Raw genomic sequence first — 17,458 nt, 5'->3', positions numbered from 1 at the left:
CACAGCGGACCCGTCACAGTCCGGCCAGCCGTGCTTCACCACGGGCTGAGAGCTGTTCGCGGAGCCGCGCACCTTCCGCGGCGGGCAGGCCCGGGATTTCCGCGTTGGTGCCGGCGGAGGCGGTGTGCAGTTTCAGGGTGCACAGGCCCAGGCCGCGTTCCACCGGGCCGACGCCGATGTCCACGTACTGCATGCGGCCGTAGGGGACCACGAGGGTGCGCTGGAAGAAGATGCCGCGGCGGATGAGCAGGTCATCTTCACGCTCGGCATAGCCGATGGCGCGCACCTGGCGGGGTATGAGCAGGAGCCGCCACAGCGCCAGGACCAGCATCACGGCCGGGAGGGCGACGGCCAGCCAAAGCGGGAAGGTCTCCCACCAGCCGTTGACGACAAGAACCAGGGGTACGCAGAGCAGCGCCACGACAACGAGGTTGGCCAGCGCCCAGCCGGCGAGCCGAACCGTGACGTACTTGGGCGAGACGCGCAGCCACGTGATGCCCGGGGGGTCAATCGCCTCGGTACGCATATTCGCCTTCCGATTTGGGTTTGCGCTTTTCCTGCCGGCCCAGGGCTGTTTCGCCGTCGCCCTCCTCGGGCGGTATCCGGCAGAACCGTTCCACCATCAGGCCGACCCCGATCATCGCCAGGCCGCCGCCCGCCATGGCCAGGGCCTGCCAGGCGAGTGTCTGGTCACTGCGCAGGTTCCAGAGGCGCAACTGGTCTACGAAGATCCCGGCATGCCAGCCCAGCAGCACACTGCCGGTGTAGGCACAAGCCTGGGCGAGGACCAGGGTCAAGGCGGCCAGCATCGGGTTCAGCATTTTCTTCTTTTTGCCGTTCCGCCAGCGGAGCACCCGGATGCCGAGCACGAGGGTGAGCACCACGATCACGCCCATCGTGATGAGTCCGTTGAGCGGCAGCACGGGGGTGTTCAGTCCGTAGCGGGTGGTCAACAGGGCGGCCAGCCAGCCCAGGATCCCGATGGCCGCACTGATCACCAGCAGCACCACGGGGCTGGTCAGCTTCATCACTCCACCGCTCCGGCCACGCCGTGGAGGTTTTCGAAGCCGTCGAAGGGCATGAGGTCGGCGAAGTCCGCGGCCTTGGCGGCGAGCTCTCCGACGCGTTCACCGTTGAGCTCGGCCGCGGGGTCGATGAGCGACCACGGGTACAGCACAAACGCCCGCTGGGCCGCGCGCGGGTGGGGCAGGGTCAGCTCCGGGTCGGCACTGGCCAGCTCCCCATACGTAATGATGTCGACGTCGAGGGTGCGCGGACCCCAGTGCACGTCACGGACCCGGAGGTGTTTCTGCTCCACCGCGTGGCAGTGCCGCAGCAGCTCGAGGGGCGCCAGCGTGGTCTCCACGGCGATCACCATGTTGAGGAAGTCCGGCTGGCCGGCCGGCCCGCCGACGGCTTTGGTCTGCACGATCGGCGAAATGGCCATGAGCCGGACCTCGGGCGGGTCAACGAGGTCCGCGACGGCCGCCGAGAGGGTGTCGCTGCGCGCCCCCAGGTTGCTGCCGAGCGCAAGCACGGCGCGGGTGTAGATCATGGCTGTTCCTGCCGGGTCCGCCGGACGCTGACGGAGACGTCGCCGAATTCGACCTCGATCGGGGCTTTGGGTTTGTGCACGGTGATGTCCACGGCGGCGACGGGGAACTTCGCAAGCACGTCCTCGGCGATCCGCACGGCCAGGGCCTCGATCAGGTTCAGCGGCTCCCCCGTGATCCAGGCCCGGATGCATTCGGCCACTTCACCGTAATGCGCGGTGTCGCGCACGTCGTCGGAGGCGGCGGCGCGGCCGAAGTCCAGGTGCAGTACGGCATCGACCACGAACGGCTGGCCGTTGCGCCGCTCGAAATCGAACACTCCGTGATGGCCGACGGCGGTGACGCCGCTGAGCGTGATCTGGTCCATGGTGGCCTGCCGGTTCAGTTGTTGCCGGCGGCCGGCGCGGCGGGTGCCTGCGCCGGGGTCATGCGGGCGGCGACCTTGACGGCGTCGAGGCTGGGGCCGACGTCGTGCACACGGACCGCCCAGGCGCCCCGGTGGGCGCTGATGGCTGTGACCGCTGCGGTGGCGTCGTCGCGTTCGGCCGGCGGGGCGGCCTTGCCGGCCACGGTCAGGAGGCTGCCGAGGAAGCGCTTGCGGGAAGCTGCCACCAGCACCTTGTGGCCCATGGCCTGCAGGATGTCCAGCCGGCGGAGCAGTTCCCAGTTCTGCTCCTCGTTCTTGGAGAAGCCCAGGCCCGGATCCAGGATGATCTGTTCCGCGGAAACCCCGGCCGCGTACAGCTTGTCGCGGACGCCGGCGAGTTCCGCGGCCACGTCTTCAGCGACGTTTCCGTACTCGGTCAGGGAGTCCATCGTGCTGGCGTTGCCGCGGCGGTGCGTGAGGACGTACGGGGCTTTGCTGCGGGCGACCAGTTCGGCCATCTCGGGCTCCATGGTCAGCCCGGAGACGTCGTTGATGATGGCAGCGCCGGCGTCCAGCGCCGCTGCGGCGGTGGCGGCGTGCGTGGTGTCGATGCTGACCAGCGCCCCGGCCTTGACCAGCGCCTGGATCACGGGCAGCACCCGCCGCTGCTCCTCTTCGACGCCGACCTCGACCGCTCCCGGGCGGGTGGATTCACCGCCGACGTCGATGATGTCGGCTCCGCCGTAGAACATCCGCAGGCCTGCGGCGATGGCGGTGTCCGCGGCGGCGTGCTTGCCGCCGTCGCTGAAGGAGTCCGGGGTGACGTTCAGGATCCCCATCACGAGCGTCCGGTCCGTGGGAAGATCCCCGAATTTAGCGGCCGGGCGGGGCTTGCGCAGGACGGGCAGGGGCGAAGTCGCGGGTCCGGTTCCGGGGGCTGCGGCTAGGGAATCCATAGTCTGTGTTCTTACCTTCCGATGATGAGGCTCATGGCTTCGGCGCGAGTGGCCGGGTCATGGAGTTGCCCGCGCACCGCGCTGGTGACGGTTCTGGCGCCGGGCTTGCGGATGCCGCGCATGGACATGCAGAGGTGTTCGCATTCGACGACGACGATTGCGCCGCGCGGCTTGAGATGGGTGACGAGGGCTTCGACGATCTGGGTGGTCAGGCGTTCCTGGACCTGGGGGCGGCGGGCGAACATGTCCACCAGCCGCGCCAGTTTGCTCAGCCCGGTGACTTTCCCGTCGTGTGAGGGAATGTAGCCCACATGGGCGACCCCGTGGAACGGCACAAGGTGGTGCTCGCAGGTGGAGTAGAACGGGATGTCCTTGACCAGCACGAGTTCCTCATGGTCCAGGTCGAAGGTGGTGGCCAGGATCTCCGCCGGGTCGTGGTGGAGGCCGGCGAACATCTCGGTGTACGCCTTCGCGACCCGCTTGGGGGTGTCCAGGAGGCCGCTGCGGTCCGGGTCCTCGCCGATGGCCAGCAGGATCTCACGGACAGCCGCCTCGATCCGGGGCTGGTCCACAGCGGGGATGCCGGGGACGGGCCCTCCCGCCGCCAGAGGGCCGGTGGCGGGAGCGTCGTCGTCGTCGTTGAAGAAAGAAGTCACGGAAGAAGCCTAGCCGGGATGGCCATCAGGCCCGAGATCCGTGACACCGCCTTTGAACGGCTCCTGTCCGGAAACTCCCTGGGCGTGCGGCGGGAAGGTGTCCAGCGGTTCCTCGAGGCGGGCTTCCTTGGCTTCTTCCTGCGCTTCGCGTTCGGCCTTCTCCCGGCGGGACTCCACCGGGCCAACGTCCTGGATCGGGCGGGTCTCCTTGGAGAGCCAGATCTCACGGAAATCGCGCTTCCGGATGTTGGTGAAGACCTGCGCGATTTCGGCCTGGTTCAGCGTCTCGCGTTCCAGCAGTTCGAGGGCCAGCTCATCCAGGACGTCGCGGTTTTCAATCAGGATGGCGTAGGCCTCGTCGTGGGCGCCCTCGATGAGGCGGCGCACTTCCTCGTCGACGATGTAGGCGATCTGGTCGGAGTAGTTGCGCTCGTGGCCGGCGTCGCGGCCCAGGAAGGGTTCGCCGCCGCCCTGGCCGAGGCGCACGGCACCGACGCGTTCGCTCATGCCGAACTCGGTGACCATCTTGCGGGCGATTCCGGTGGCCTTTTCGATGTCGTTGGACGCACCCGTGGACGGGTCGTGGAAGACGAGCTCCTCCGCGACGCGGCCGCCCATGGCGTAGGCCATCTGGTCAAGCAGTTCGTTGCGGGTCACGGAGTACTTGTCGTTCTCCGGGACCACCATGGTGTAGCCCAGGGCACGGCCGCGGGGCAGGATGGTGATCTTGGTGACCGGAGCCGAGTTCCGCAGCGCCGCCGCCACGAGGGCGTGCCCGCCTTCGTGGTAGGCGGTGACTTTGCGTTCGTGTTCCTTCATGACGCGGCTGCGCTTCTGCGGGCCGGCCATGACGCGGTCAATGGCCTCGTCGAGGGCGCGGTCGTCGATCAGGTTGGCGTTGGAGCGGGCGGTCAGCAGCGCGGCCTCGTTGAGGACGTTGGCCAGGTCCGCGCCGGTGTAGCCGGGGGTCTTCTTGGCCACGGCCTTCAGGTCGACGCCGGGCGCCATCGGCTTGCCCTTGGCGTGGACCTTCAGGATCTGGTCGCGGCCGATCAGGTCGGGGGCCTCGACGGAGATCTGGCGGTCGAAGCGGCCGGGCCGCAGCAGGGCCGGGTCCAGGACGTCGGGTCGGTTGGTGGCGGCGATCAGGATGACGTTGGTTTTGACGTCGAAGCCGTCCATTTCGACCAGCAGCTGGTTGAGGGTCTGCTCGCGTTCGTCGTTGCCGCCGCCGATGCCGGCGCCGCGGTGGCGGCCGACGGCGTCGATCTCGTCCACGAAGATGATGGCCGGCGCATTGGCCTTGGCCTGCTCGAACAGGTCGCGGACGCGGGACGCACCGACGCCGACGAACATTTCAACGAAGTCGGAACCGGAGATGGAGAAGAAGGGGACGCCGGCCTCGCCGGCGACGGCACGGGCCAGCAGGGTCTTGCCGGTGCCGGGAGGGCCGTAGAGCAGCACGCCCTTGGGGATCTTGGCCCCAACGGCCTGGAACTTCGCCGGTTCCTGCAGGAATTCCTTGATTTCTTCGAGTTCCTCGACGGCCTCGTCGGCGCCGGCGACGTCGCTGAAGGTGACCTGGGGCATGTCCTTATTAACCAGCTTGGCCTTGGACTTGCCGAACTGCATGACCTTGGAGCCGCCGCCCTGCATGCGGGAGAGCAGGAACCAGAAAAGGACACCGAGGAGGAGGACCGGGATCAGAAGGGAGAACAGTCCGGCGAACCAGTTGTTCTCGACCGGCTGGTCGGTGTAACCGCTCGGCGGGCGGGAGTCCGTGACGGCTTTGACGACGTCCTCCGCGCGGGCGTTGACGTAGTAGAACTGGATGTTCTTGCCCTTGTCCTGGCCGTCAATCTGCAGGTCTTCCTTCAGGACCAAATCCACGCGGTTTTCCGCGTCGAAGATCTTTGCCTGTTCAACCTTGCCGCCGGCGTCGGTCAGCAGCGCGAGGCCCTTGTCCGTATCGATCCGGGTTGAGCCTCCCGGGGACAGGGTGGCAAAGGCGAGCAGGAGCATGCCAACAACAACGACAATCCAGATGCCCGGGCCCTTGAAGAAACTCTTAGCTTTCATCTGTTCGGGGCAGGCCCCGTCCCTCCTGGTAGTGCTGCACGGCGACCGTTCTGCGCGCGTGTGGTGCTGCGTCAGTGTCTAGCTATACACCGTCGGAGTAGCTCACGCACGGTGAAGTCCAAAAGTTCCCTGAGGGCGTAGCGGGGCCGGGCGGGACCGGCCCCCTGCCGGTCCCGCCCCGGGCCTGTCCTGCCGGACGCGGCGGCAGGGTGCTATTCGTAGACGTGCGGCGCCAGAGTGCCGACGAAGTCCAGGTTGCGGTACTTCTCGGCGTAGTCCAGGCCGTACCCCACGACGAACTCGTTGGGGATGTCGTAGCCGACGTACTTGACGTCGATCTGGACCTTCGCCGCGGTGGGCTTGCGGAACGCGGTGCAGATTTCCACCGAGGCGGTGCCGCGGGATTCCAGGTTGGTCTTAAGCCAGGACAGGGTCAGACCGGAGTCAATGATGTCCTCAACGATCAGGACATCCTTGCCCATGAGGTCCGTGTCCAGGTCTTTGAGGATGCGGACCACACCGGAGGACTGCGTCCCGGATCCGTAGGACGAGACGGCCATCCAGTCCATTGAAACGTGGCTGTGAAGGGCACGGGCGAGGTCGGCCATGACCATCACGGCGCCCTTGAGCACGCCGACGATCAGCAGATCGCGGCCTTCGTAGTCCTTGTCGATCTCCGCCGCGAGTTCGGTGATCCGTGACTGGATCTGCTCCTTGGAGTACAGAACGTGCTTGAGATCTGACTGGACGTCGTTTGAATCCACCAATAACTCCTGTGTAGATGCGGGGGCAACTATATTTTGGGCGGTTTTTGAGGCCGGAATACAAGCTTCCCACAGCGGGCCGCTTCGCGGGGAACACCGCCGGGGCCGGACTGCTCTTCGGCGAGGAGCTGGGCGAGCGAGAGCCGGTAGACGCTGACCCCGCCGGGGAGCTCCACCGGACCGGCCGATCCCTGCCGGCGGAGCAGTGCTTCCGCGGCGAGCAGACGCTGGTAACTGGGCTGCTGGCCTCCGACGGCGGACGCGGCCTTCGCGATGACCCGGAACCTTACGGCCGGTGCCAGCTCGCGCAGGGCTTCCTCCGGGAGGCTGATGGTCGCGCCGGACTGTTCCCGCAGCCGGACAAAGGTGTCATTGGCCACGTCCTCGAGGTAGTCGGCGTCCAGCTGCAGGATCGCGGCAGTCCGCGCGAGCGATTCGGCCACCCCCGGGCCCAGCTTCTCCTCGAGCAGCGGCAGCACCTCGACGCGGGTCCGGGACCGCGCAAACGCCGGATCCGCGTTGCTGGGATCGTGCCAGGGGTCAAGGCCCTCGACCCCGCAGATTTCGAGGGTTTCCGCGCGGCGCAGGCCCAGGAAGGGCCGCAGCAGGCGGTCGCGGGCGGGGCGCATGCCGGCCAGGGAACGGGTTCCGGACCCGCGGGCCAGCCCCAGCAGGACCTGTTCGGCCTGGTCATCAAGGGTGTGGCCGAGCAGGATGGCCTGGGCGCCGGTGTCGTCGGCGGCGGCTTCCAGCGCGGCGTGCCGGGCATCCCGGGCGGCCGCCTCCGGCCCCATCCCGGTGGAGGCCACCTCGACCGCCCTGACCTGCACGGGCGAGAGCCCCAGTTCCCGCAGGGTCACCGCGGTGGCGGCGGCGACGTCGGCGGAACCGGGCTGCAGCTGGTGGTCCACGACGACGGCGCCCACGGAGATGGGGTGGCCGTCCACGTGCCCGCGGCGGGCGAAGTAGGCAGCGACGGCGGCGAGGGCCAGGGAGTCGGGTCCGCCGCTGCAGGCGACCAGGATCCGCTCCGGGTAACCCGCTCCGGCCAGGGCGTCCTGCAGCATCTTCCGCGCCGTGCCGACGACGGGCGCCAGCCGGCCGGGCCGGCGTCGTCCGCTGGGAAGTTGTCCGCTCGAAACGGGACTGGACGTCACGGGGCCTAGTGCCCCATCCGCTCAAGCCAGAGCCTGGAATTGTGGATTTCCGGCTCGGTCGGCAGGTTGTCCGCGGACTCCCAGACCTTGTTAAAGCCTTCCATACCGGCCACGTCCACGACTTCGCGGACAAACTTTGAGCCGTCGCTGTACTGGCGCATCTTGGCGTCGAGTCCGAGCAGGTTGCGGATGAACTTTTCGATCACGCCGCGGTCCTTGGCACGGGAGTTGAAGCGCTGCCGGATGGTCTTCACGGAGGGCACAATGCTGGAGTCGACCGCGTCCATCACCACGTTGGCGTGCCCTTCGAGCAGGCTCATCAGGGCAGTCAGGCGCGAGATCGCAGCCTTTTCCTCGGGGTTTTGCAGCAGGTCCAGGATGGCGCCCCGGCTGGGGGCGGAGCCGGACGCGCTGCGGTCCTTGAGCGATTTCGCTGCAGCCGAGGCCCGTTCCATCAGGGAATCGACGTTGCCGAGCAGTTGTCCGCTGAGGCTGTCGATCTCCTCCAGCATGTGGTGCCGCAGCCAGGGTGCCGCGGCGAACTGCACACGGTGGGTCTGTTCGTGGAGACAGACCCAGAGCCGGAAATCCTCGGGTTCGACGTTGATTTCGCGCTCGACGGAGATGATGTTCGGCGCCACCAGGAGCAGCCGGCCGCCGGCGGGGGCGGTGGAGTTCTCGGCGAGGGCGGAGAAGGGGTCGTACTGGCCCAGGACCTTGCTGGAGAGGAAGGCGAGGATGGCGCCGAGCTGGCTGCCTGTGATGGCGCCGCTGACGCTGGCCGCGCCGGGGTTCAGGGTGCCGCGGCGGCCCTCGAGCATCTTTTCCATCGCGGGTTGCAGCATAACGGCGAAGCTCTGCGTGTTGGCCCTGGACCAGGAGGCGCGGTCCACCACGAGGACCGAGGAATCGCGCAGGTCGCGGGCGGCCTCCAGGCCGGTGATGTCATGGACGTGGGGCACGGACAGGTCCGCCATCAGCCGCAGGTTGTCGACGGCGGCGCCGATCTCGGCCGATCCCAGGGTGGGGCCTGCCGGCGTCAGGCGGGCGGCGGTGGAGGCGGCAAGCTCCCAGTTGATCAGAGCTTGGGCTTGGGCTGATGTCTCGCGGGCAGAGGACTCCATAGGCTCCATCAGATCACAGGGGACTGACTTTGTGCCTTAAATTCGCCGGGCGGCGAACGGCCACCCGCAGCGGCAGCCGCACCCGGCTCGCGCAGCAGTCAGCGGCAGCCGCAGCCGGCAAGGACGGAGGCGGTGCGGTCCAGCGCGGCCTTGTTCCCCGTTCCGGGGGTCAGTCCGTTGCCAATGAAGGAAAACACCAGGAGCCGGCCGTCCGCGTCCACGACGTAGCCGCTCAGGGCGATGACCGTGTTCAGTGTGCCGGTCTTGGCCCGGACCAGACCGGCACCGGCCGCCGTCGCCGCGTCGTCCACGTACCGGTCCCCCAGGGTCCCGGTGAGTCCGGCGACCGGGAACCCGGCGAGGCCGGCACGCAGCCGTGGGTCCGCGCCGGAGGTCATGGTCCGGACTACTTCGGAGAGCTGCCGGGTGGAGACCTGGTTTGCCAGCGCCAGCCCCGAGACGTCCGCGGCGCGCAGTGTGGCGGCGGGGATTTTCAGCTCTTCCAACTGTTGCAGCACGGCTGCGACGGCCCCGTCGTTGCTGCCGGGCTGTCCGGCCGCGAGCGCCGCCATGCGGCCGATCGCCTCGGTCAGGTAGTTGTCCGAGGTGCGCAGCAGCAGATCGACCTGCTGGCCCACCGTGGCGGACTGGATTTCGGCCAGGACCCTGGTGCCGCCGTCGTCCGTTCCGGCGGGGACCCGCAAGACACCGGGCGCCACCGTCAGCCCGGCGCCGCCTGCTGCTGCCGCGAGCTGGGCGGAAAAGGCCTCGGCGGCGCTCATCGCGGCGTCCTGGGGGCGGGGGCCGGTGGTCGTGGCCGGGTCGAAGCGGGCCGAGTTCAGTGCCAGCGGGAACAGCGGGGCCACCTCGCCGGCGGCCACATCCTCCAGGTTCCAGGCGGGGTTCAGGGCGGGGCCGGTAAAGAGGGAGTCGTCCAGCTGGACCGTCAGGGGGCCGGAGACGCCGTCGGCCTGCAGGGCCCGGATAGTCGACTGCGCCAGACTGGCGAGGCCGGCATGGCCCAGCACGGCGCCGGGCACCGATTCGCCGGAGCCGAGGAGCACGTCGCCGCCGCCGGTCAGCACGACAGTCCCGGGGGTAGCCCCGGCCACCGCCCTGGTACTGAAGCGGCGTTCCGGGCCGAGGGTGCGCAGGGCCGCGGCGGCAGTGAGGATCTTCATGTTGGAGGCGGGAACCCGGACCTCGTCGCCGGCACGGTCGAAGAGCACCTCGCCGGTGAGGGCGTCCTGCACCACGCCGGTGAAGTTCCCGGATCCGTCGGTCCTGAGGGTTTCGTTCAGCCGGGCCGCGAGCGGACCGGGTTGCGGAACGGGAGCGGTGGCTGTGAGCGGTTCGATTCCGTCCGGGGTGGTGCCGGCCGCGGCGCCGCCGCGGCCGGCCAGTGCGCCGGGGACCTGGTGCCACGGCGGAGTGGACTGCGGAGCGGTTTCGGATGGGCTGGGTCCGAGGAAGGCGGGGGCGACGGCGACGCCGGCGGGGAGGGCGAGCGCCGCGACGAGCAGGCTCTGGAGCAGCAGTGGGAGGCTCCGCCGCAGCGGCCCGGTCACCGGGTCAACGCCCGGCCGGCTCGTTCTGCGTTTCATCCGGCTGCTGGTCCTTTAGTCCTGAAATGTCCCCACTAGTTCCTGAAACCAGGGCCTCTCGCTATATCCTCAATAGTAGTCGGCGGCGCCGGCAGCCTTTTGTGAGTGCCGCGAACCCCCTGAATTCGTCGAGGAGTATTCCATGAAGCATGACGTGACCATCGAGATCCCCAAGGGATCACGCGTCAAGTACGAAGTCGACCACGAAACGGGCCGCGTCCGCCTGGACCGCGTCCTGTTCACCTCGATGCAGTACCCCACGCACTACGGGTTCTTCGAGAACACGCTGGGCGAAGACGGCGATCCGCTGGACGCGCTGGTGCTGTTGCAGGACTTTGACTTGCACCCCGGCGTCATTGTTGAGTCCCGCCCCATCGGCGTGTTCAACATGACCGACGACGGCGGCGGAGACGCCAAGGTGCTCTGCGTGCCGGTCGACGCGCGCTTCGATCACATCAACGAGATCAGCGACGTCAGCGAATTCCTGATCAAGGAAATCGAGCACTTCTTCACCCGGTACAAGGACCTGGAGCCGGGCAAGTGGGTCAAGGCCGAGGGCTGGGGCGACCGCGCCGCCGCGGAGGCCGAGCTGGAGGCGTCCATCAAGCGTTACGTTCCCCACACGCACTAACGTTCCCCACTCCAACGCGGGGTCACCTACCGCCCATCCGGCCAACGGATATGGGCCGTAGGTGACCCCGCGTTGCTGTTTAAGGCGCCGTCCAGGCTTACCGGCCGTTGTCAGTGACGGGTCAGGAAAATGTGAAATCGTGGGCTTATGAACGCCGAGCCTGCCTTTAGTCCTCCCTGCGGTCCGGTCACGGGTTGGCGGGACGGTGACGTCGTGCGGGCCACCGGGATCCCTTATGCCGCCGCGGGACGTTTCCAGCCCCCGGTGAGTGCCCCCGACTGGACCAGGGTCCTCGCGGCCACTTCCCTGTCCCCGGCCTGCCCGCAGGCCCCGGTGCCGTTCCTGGACGACATCCTTGGCACCCGCTACGGGGAGCTCCCCGGCAGCGAGGACTGCCAGCGGCTCTCCATCACCATGCCGGCCGGCCTCACCGCGAACGACCGGGTCCCGGTCATGGTGTGGCTCCACGGCGGCTCCTACACCTCCGGTTCCGGCGACCTGGCCATCTTCGACCCCAAGGCCCTCGTCGCCGAGAACCGGGTCATCGTTGTGTCCGTGACGTACCGCCTGGGCCTGTTCGGCTACCTCGCGACGGGCACGGGCCGGCCCGCGAACCTCGGCCTGCTGGACCAGCTCGAGGCGTTCCGCTGGGTGCAGCGCAACATCAGCGCCTTCGGCGGCGACCCGGGACGGGTCACGGCGTTCGGGCAGTCCGCCGGAGGCGACGCCGTCGCCCACCTTATGGCGACGCCGGAGGCCCCCACCCTGTTCCAGCGCGCCATCATTCAGAGCGCGCCGCTGGGCATCACCCGGGGCCGCGAAAAAATGAGCGCCGCGATGGGCATCGCGGCGGAGCACGTCACCGAAGACACCCCGGCGATGGACGTTGTGGAGATCGAGGAGCGGGTGTCGCAGGTGGCCCGGAAGTTCGGGCTGATCGCGGCGATGCCGTTCGGCACCCAGTACGGGCACTCCCCGTTGCCGCCGGAGTCCGGCATTGAGGAGGCGTGGAACTCCACCGCCCCCGGGATCGAGGTCCTGATCGGACACACCTCCGAGGAAGCCCGGCTGTTCCTGCCGCGCAACCCCGTTGTCGGCCGCGTGGCCAAGGTCCCGGTGCTCGGGACCGCCGTCGTCAAAGCCATCAACTGGGCCGTCACCGAGGCCGTGTACGGCCGGGCGGCCAGGAGGTTCGCCCGGCGGCACGCCGAGGCCGGCGGCACGGCCTACAGCTACGTGCTCTCCTGGGCGGCGCCGGGCAACTTCTACGGGGCCGCGCACACCGTTGACCTGCCGCTGCTGTTCGGCGACCAACAGACCTGGGAAGGTGCCGGGCTGCTCGCGGGAGCCAGCTGGGAGGAAATCAACGCCCAGGGCCGGGCCCTCCGCGCCGTGTGGGCACGCTTCGCCGCCGGGGAGGGCCTGGACAGCCGGGGCGGGCTGCCCGGTGCACTGCAGTACCGCTCGGTCCGAGCCGGATGACCCGCCGGCCTCTGGTTGCCGTTCCGGGCGGGCCGCGGTGAGGACCCTCGGCGTCGACCTCGCCGCAGCCACCCGGAAGACCGCAGCCGCCGTCATCGAATGGGACAACGGTTCAGCCCGCCTGGCGCACCTGGCCCTCGACATCGGCGACGAGGAGATTGTGCGGCTCTTCGGCGCCACCGACATGACCGGTATCGACTGCCCCGTGGGCTGGCCGGACGCCTTCCTGCCCTTCCTGGCCGGGCATCTGGCCTTCGAACCGCACCCCGTGCTGGACTTTGACGGAATCGAAGGACGCCGGTTGCTGGCCTACCGGGACACCGACCGTTTCGTCACCGCCCGCACCGGGCTGATCCCGCTCAGCGTCTCCGCCGACCGGCTGGCCCACCCGGCGATGCGCTGCGCCGTCATCCAGGCCAAAATCTCACGGGGCCACGGCCCGCAGGCCCGGGACGGCAGCGGCCGGCTCGCCGAGGTCTACCCGGCTGCGTCGCTGAAATCCTGGGGCCTGCTGGCCCGGGGTTACAAGGGGCGCGGCGGCGCGGAAACCGAACGGCTGGCCGAGCTCCTTGACGGGCTGAAGCAGGCAGCACCCTGGCTGGACCTGGCCGGACACGAGGACCGGCTGGCGGGCTCCGATGACATGTTCGACGCGCTCATCGCCGCCCTCACCGCGCGGGCCGTGGCCCTCGGCGTGACGCTCCGGCCGGATGCCGCCCACGCCAAGGCCGCCCGGACCGAGGGCTGGATCCACCTGCCCACCGGCGGGCTGGACGGGCTCGGCGGCGGGCTGGACGGGCTCGGCGGCGACCGGCCGTAGCGGGGCGGCCGCTTCCAGCGGGGCTACTCCGGGCCGAGGGTCCAGCCGCTGATTTCCTTCGAGTCCTCCCCGTGGTCCCGGGTGTGGTTGTGCGCCCGGATCCGGCTGTCCTGCAGCGCCTGCCGCAGCAGCGAGTGCTTCTCCGCCAGCCCCGGCACCCGGTCAATCGCGTCGATGGCGAGCTGGAAGCGGTCAATCCCGTTGAGCATGGCCATGTCGAAGGCGGTCGTGGTGGTGCCCTCCTCTTTATAGCCGCGCACGTGCAGGCCCTCCTGGTTGGTCCGCCGGTACGCCAGCCGGTGGATCAGCGACGGATAGCCGTGGTAGGCGAAGATGATGGGCTTGTCCGCCGTGAAGATCCCGTCGAAGTCCCGGGACGTCAGGCCGTGCGGGTGTTCGCTGGCGTCCTGGAGCCGCATCAGGTCCACCACGTTGACCACCCGAATCTTCAGCCCGGGGGCACCGGCCTTCAGCAGTTCCGCTGCGGCGACCGTCTCGACCGTGGGCACGTCCCCGGCACAGGCCAGCACGACGTCGGGTTCCTCGCCGGGGACTTCGGACCCCGCGAACTCCCAGATTCCCAGACCGCGCTGGCAGTGGTGCGCGGCCTCGGCGGGACCCAGCCAGGTCGGCGAGGGCTGTTTGCCGCTGACCACGATGTTGACGTAGTCCCGCGAATCGAGGCAGTGCTCCATCACGGAGAGCAGCGTGTTCGCGTCCGGGGGCAGGTAGACGCGGATGACCTCGGCTTTTTTGTTCACGGCATGGTCGATGAAGCCGGGATCCTGGTGCGAAAAGCCGTTGTGGTCCTGCTGCCAGACATGCGAGGACAGCAGGTAGTTGAGCGAGGCGACGGGCCGGCGCCAGGCCAGTTCACGGTGCACCTTGAGCCACTTGGCGTGCTGGTTGAACATGGAATCGACGATGTGGATGAACGCCTCATAGCAGCTGAACACACCGTGCCGGCCGGTCAGCAGGTAGCCCTCCAGCCAGCCCTGGCAGAGGTGTTCGCTGAGGACCTCCATGACACGTCCGGCGCGGGCAAGATGTTCATCGAGTTCCTCGATCCGGTACTGCCACACCTTGTCCGTGACCTCATAGACGTCCTGCAGGCGGTTCGATGCCGTCTCGTCCGGGCCGAACAGCCGGAACGTCTCGGGGTTCTGGCTGATCACGTCGCGAAGCCAGGACCCCAGCGTGATCATCGCGCTGACCCGCTCGACCCCCGGTTGCGCCACCGGGACGGCATGGTCCTCATACTTGGGCAGCTTGAGGTCCCGCAGCAGCACGCCGCCGTTTGCGTACGGCGTGGCGCTCATCCGGAGCGCGCCCCCGGGGGCATTGGCCGCGACGTCCGGCCGCAGGCGCCCGGCGTCGTCGAAGAGCTCGGCGGGACGATACGATTCGAGCCACTCCCCCAGCTGCGCCAGATGCTCCGGGTTGGTGCGGACTTCGGACAGCGGCACCTGATGGCTCCGCCACGTTCCTTCCACCTGCAGTCCGTCGACGATCCGGGGCCCGGTCCAGCCCTTCGGCGACCGCAGCACGATCATGGGCCAGCGGGCGGCCGGGGCGTCGTCGGCTGTTGCGTCGCCTTCGGCGGGGCGGGCCGGACCGCCGCCTGCAGTTCCGCTCCTGCGGGTGGACTGGATCGCCCGGATCTCGGTGAGGCAGTCGTCCAGGACGGCGGCGAAGTCCCGGTGCGCGGCCGCCGTGTCGTCCGGATGGCCCACGGTCACAAAGTGCGGTTCGTGCCCGTAGCCGCGGAGCAGCTGTTCCAGCTGGGCTTCGGGCATGCGGGCCAGGATGGTGGGATTGGCGATCTTGTAGCCGTTCAGGTGCAGGATGGGCAGCACAGCACCGTCATGGACCGGGTCCAGGAAGTTGTGGGAATGCCAGCTCGCCGCCAGCGGCCCGGTTTCGGCCTCGCCGTCGCCGATCACGACGGCGGTGATCAGGTCCGGATTGTCGAAAACGGAGCCGTAGGCGTGCGCCAGGGAATAGCCGAGCTCCCCGCCCTCGCTGATGGAGCCAGGGGTCTCCGGGGCGGCGTGGCTCGGGATTCCGCCCGGGTAGGAGAACTGCCGGAAGAGCTCAGCCATGCCCTGTACGTCGTCGCCGACATTGCTGTAAATTTCGGAGTAGGTGCCCTCCAGCCAGGCGTTCGCCACCACGGCCGGCCCGCCATGGCCGGGTCCGGCAATAAACAGCATGCTCTGGCTGTCCCGGCGGATGACCCGGTTCAGGTGGGCATAGACGAAGTTCAGACCCGGGGTGGTGCCCCAATGGCCCAGCAGCCTGGACTTGGTGTCGCCGGCGCTCAGGGGTTCCCGCAGCAGCGGGTTGGAACGCAGATAGATCTGCCCCACGGACAGGTAGTTGGCGGCCCGCCACCAGCGGTCCACGAGCTCCAGTTCTGCGCCGCCGCCGGCCTCCTGCGGGACGCTGTCCGGGTGCGCTTCGGACGCCTTGCCCGGGGTGCTGCCGGCGGCCGGATCCGCGTCGGACGTCGGGTCGCTGGTCAAGTCGCTGGTCAATGGATTCCTCGCTTCACGGGGGGCCTGGGCGGTGCGCAACCTCCATCGCAACACGTCCCCGGACCGGACACAAGCCTGCGGGAGCGTGGCCCGGGGCGGCTCTTGCCAGCCCCCTACCACCGGGTAGTGTGGATCCAGAATGTTCACGCTGACCATCAACCAAACAGACAGCCGGCGCGACGGCGACTGCGTGCCGCAGCTCCTCAAGGACCTGCGGCACATTCCGGCGCGCCTTGATTTCGACCGCTCGGTTGAGGACGAGGTCCAGGGCATCGTGGACTCTCCGCAGCAGGCCGTCGAAGCGGCGATGATCGCCCTGCGGACCGGCAGCTGGTACGTGGGCATCGGCGTCGGACCCGTCAATGAGCCCCTGCCGAACCAGATCAAGGACGCCTCCGGCCACGGGCTGATTTACGCCCGCCGGGCCGTCGACCGGCTGCGCAACGGCAAGGACCGGATTCCGGTGGCAGTAGAGGGCCCGCTGGCCGACCTCGCCGCGGAGTCCGAGTCCGTGCTTCGGCTGCTGGGTCACATCGTGCACGACCGCAGCCCCGCGGAGTGGCGGGTCCTGGACCTGCTGACCCCCGGGGTGCGCGGACAGCAGAAGGCGGTGGCCGTGGAACTCGGGATCACCACCCAGGCGGTCAGCAAGGCCGTGGCGCGGGCGCAATGGAATGAGGAACACGCGGCGCGGCCCGCCGCGGCCAGGCTCCTGGGCCTCATCCTCGAGGCGCGCTGACAGCACACCTGCCGCAGGCCAGCCCCTCGGCGTCCTCGGAGCCTAGAGCAGCAGGCTGCGCAGCACGTGGGCGGCGCCGTCGTCGAACACGGAGTGGGTGACCTCGTTCGCTGCGGCGATGACTTCCTCGGGCGCCTGGCCCATGGCCACACCGCGGGCGGCCCAGGTGAGCATCTCGATGTCATTGCGGCCGTCGCCGACGGCGACGGTGCGGTGCGCCTCGATCTCCAGCCTGCCGCGGAGGTGCTCCAGGGCGCTGGCCTTGGTCACGCCGGCGGCGGCGATGTCCAGCCATGCCGTCCACCCCACCGAGTAGGTCACGCCGGCCAGGCCGATATGCCGGATCGCGGTGTTGAACTCCTCGGGTGTGTTCTCGGCGCTGAAGACCACCACGCGGACCGCCGTGGCTTCCAGCATGGTCTGGAAGTCGACGCCGATTGCCTCCACCCCGAAGCTCATGTCCTGGAAGCGCTCGGTGGAGAGGAAGTTGCCGTCCTCATCCTCGAGCGCGTACTTGGCCGAGGGCAGCCGCTTGCGCAGCGCCCGGAGCGCGGGGCCCGGGTCGAAGGTGGCCTTGTGCACGATCTCGTAGCCGTCCGGCAGGCTGGAATCCAGCCGCAGGGTGACACCGCCGTTGGAGCACACGGCATAGCCGTTGTCGATGCCGATGTGCTCAATGATCGGCAGGGTCGCGTTCAGTGAGCGGCCGGTCGCAATGGTGACGTGGTGGCCTGCTGCCACAACGGCTTGGGCGGCCTCGCGGACGGGAACGGACATGTGGCCGTCGTGGTCCACGAGGGTGCCGTCGACGTCGAGCGCCACCATCAGCTTGTGGGCGGCTGTGTTTTCGTTGTTCCGGTTGTTCCGGGTGTTGTCTCGCCGGTCATCGTTGCCGGCGACTGAGGATTCAGTCAATGTTGTCATCTAACTAGTAGAGCAGACACCCCCGACAGCCGCTAGGACGCAGGCCACAGCGTGCGGTGAACCCG

Annotated in this window: 17 protein-coding genes; 4 read left to right on the top strand and 13 right to left on the bottom strand. The window is 68.8% G+C overall.

Annotated elements, in window-relative coordinates; all coding sequences use genetic code 11:
* Positions 1-13: 13 nt before the first annotated feature.
* From ABIB29_RS08475 to dacB, 11 genes are all read right to left on the bottom strand, one after another.
* Positions 14-526 (bottom strand): PH domain-containing protein, encoded by a 513-nt coding sequence (locus tag ABIB29_RS08475; protein ID WP_354171820.1) that lies wholly within the window; start codon positions 524-526, stop codon positions 14-16.
* The gene (locus ABIB29_RS08470; protein ID WP_354171818.1) at positions 507-1,028 is read right to left on the bottom strand and encodes a DUF3180 domain-containing protein; all 522 of its coding nucleotides are present in this window, start codon (positions 1,026-1,028) and stop codon (positions 507-509) included. The genes ABIB29_RS08475 and ABIB29_RS08470 overlap by 20 nt, the downstream gene beginning before the upstream one ends.
* Entirely contained in the window at positions 1,028-1,555 is a 528-nt protein-coding gene (folK, locus tag ABIB29_RS08465) for a 2-amino-4-hydroxy-6-hydroxymethyldihydropteridine diphosphokinase (RefSeq protein ID WP_354171816.1), read from the bottom strand. Before folK ends, ABIB29_RS08470 begins: the two co-directional genes overlap by 1 nt.
* Positions 1,552-1,920 carry a dihydroneopterin aldolase gene (gene folB / locus ABIB29_RS08460; protein WP_354171815.1) on the bottom strand — a complete coding sequence of 123 codons (369 nt, stop codon included), beginning with the start codon at positions 1,918-1,920 and terminating at the stop codon, positions 1,552-1,554. Before folB ends, folK begins: the two co-directional genes overlap by 4 nt.
* A 14-nt stretch (positions 1,921-1,934) precedes the next feature.
* A complete protein-coding gene (folP, locus tag ABIB29_RS08455; RefSeq protein WP_354171814.1) occupies positions 1,935-2,876 on the bottom strand; it encodes a dihydropteroate synthase in 942 nt (313 codons plus the stop codon).
* 11 nt (positions 2,877-2,887) lie between these two features.
* Positions 2,888-3,484: a GTP cyclohydrolase I FolE gene (gene folE / locus ABIB29_RS08450; protein WP_354172032.1), complete on the bottom strand. Its 597-nt coding sequence runs from the start codon at positions 3,482-3,484 to the stop codon at positions 2,888-2,890.
* Positions 3,485-3,541: 57 nt separating this feature from the next.
* Entirely contained in the window at positions 3,542-5,611 is a 2,070-nt protein-coding gene (ftsH, locus tag ABIB29_RS08445; RefSeq protein WP_354171812.1) for an ATP-dependent zinc metalloprotease FtsH, read from the bottom strand.
* Positions 5,612-5,823: 212 nt separating this feature from the next.
* Positions 5,824-6,375, bottom strand: a complete 552-nt coding sequence (hpt, locus tag ABIB29_RS08440) for a hypoxanthine phosphoribosyltransferase (RefSeq protein ID WP_354171810.1) — start codon at positions 6,373-6,375, stop codon at positions 5,824-5,826.
* Positions 6,376-6,404: 29 nt separating this feature from the next.
* A complete protein-coding gene (gene tilS / locus ABIB29_RS08435) occupies positions 6,405-7,442 on the bottom strand; it encodes a tRNA lysidine(34) synthetase TilS (RefSeq protein WP_354172030.1) in 1,038 nt (345 codons plus the stop codon).
* Between the two features lie 95 nt (positions 7,443-7,537).
* Positions 7,538-8,656 carry an Rv3626c family coenzyme F420 biosynthesis-associated protein gene (locus ABIB29_RS08430; protein WP_354171808.1) on the bottom strand — a complete coding sequence of 373 codons (1,119 nt, stop codon included), beginning with the start codon at positions 8,654-8,656 and terminating at the stop codon, positions 7,538-7,540.
* Positions 8,657-8,754: 98 nt separating this feature from the next.
* Positions 8,755-10,260: a D-alanyl-D-alanine carboxypeptidase/D-alanyl-D-alanine endopeptidase gene (gene dacB, locus ABIB29_RS08425; RefSeq protein WP_354171806.1), complete on the bottom strand. Its 1,506-nt coding sequence runs from the start codon at positions 10,258-10,260 to the stop codon at positions 8,755-8,757.
* Positions 10,261-10,402: 142 nt separating this feature from the next.
* Between dacB and ABIB29_RS08420 the strand changes: the two genes are divergently transcribed.
* The 3 genes from ABIB29_RS08420 (at position 10,403) to ABIB29_RS08410 (ending at position 13,193) form a co-directional block, all read left to right on the top strand.
* Entirely contained in the window at positions 10,403-10,891 is a 489-nt protein-coding gene (locus ABIB29_RS08420) for an inorganic diphosphatase (RefSeq protein ID WP_282378589.1), read from the top strand.
* A 147-nt stretch (positions 10,892-11,038) separates the two neighbouring features.
* Positions 11,039-12,373: a carboxylesterase family protein gene (locus tag ABIB29_RS08415; RefSeq protein WP_354171804.1), complete on the top strand. Its 1,335-nt coding sequence runs from the start codon at positions 11,039-11,041 to the stop codon at positions 12,371-12,373.
* Between the two features lie 37 nt (positions 12,374-12,410).
* Positions 12,411-13,193 (top strand): DUF429 domain-containing protein, encoded by a 783-nt coding sequence (locus ABIB29_RS08410; protein ID WP_354171802.1) that lies wholly within the window; start codon positions 12,411-12,413, stop codon positions 13,191-13,193.
* A 23-nt stretch (positions 13,194-13,216) separates the two neighbouring features.
* Here the strand turns inward: ABIB29_RS08410 and ABIB29_RS08405 are convergent, their stop codons facing one another.
* A complete protein-coding gene (locus ABIB29_RS08405) occupies positions 13,217-15,607 on the bottom strand; it encodes a phosphoketolase family protein (RefSeq protein WP_354172028.1) in 2,391 nt (796 codons plus the stop codon).
* A gap of 262 nt (positions 15,608-15,869) precedes the next feature.
* Between ABIB29_RS08405 and ABIB29_RS08400 the strand changes: the two genes are divergently transcribed.
* Positions 15,870-16,469, top strand: coding sequence for a hypothetical protein (locus ABIB29_RS08400; RefSeq protein WP_354171800.1), 600 nt, complete (start codon positions 15,870-15,872; stop codon positions 16,467-16,469).
* A 42-nt stretch (positions 16,470-16,511) separates the two neighbouring features.
* On the opposite strand, the gene ABIB29_RS08395 is transcribed toward ABIB29_RS08400, so the two are convergent.
* Positions 16,512-17,393: an HAD family hydrolase gene (locus ABIB29_RS08395; protein ID WP_354171798.1), complete on the bottom strand. Its 882-nt coding sequence runs from the start codon at positions 17,391-17,393 to the stop codon at positions 16,512-16,514.
* Between the last annotated feature and the right edge of the window lie 65 nt (positions 17,394-17,458).

Source organism: Arthrobacter sp. UYEF36 (genome assembly GCF_040547025.1).
Taxonomy (GTDB): domain Bacteria; phylum Actinomycetota; class Actinomycetes; order Actinomycetales; family Micrococcaceae; genus Arthrobacter.
The sequence above is the reverse complement of the archived record's forward strand: the minus strand, read 5'-3'. Positions and strand labels throughout refer to the sequence as shown.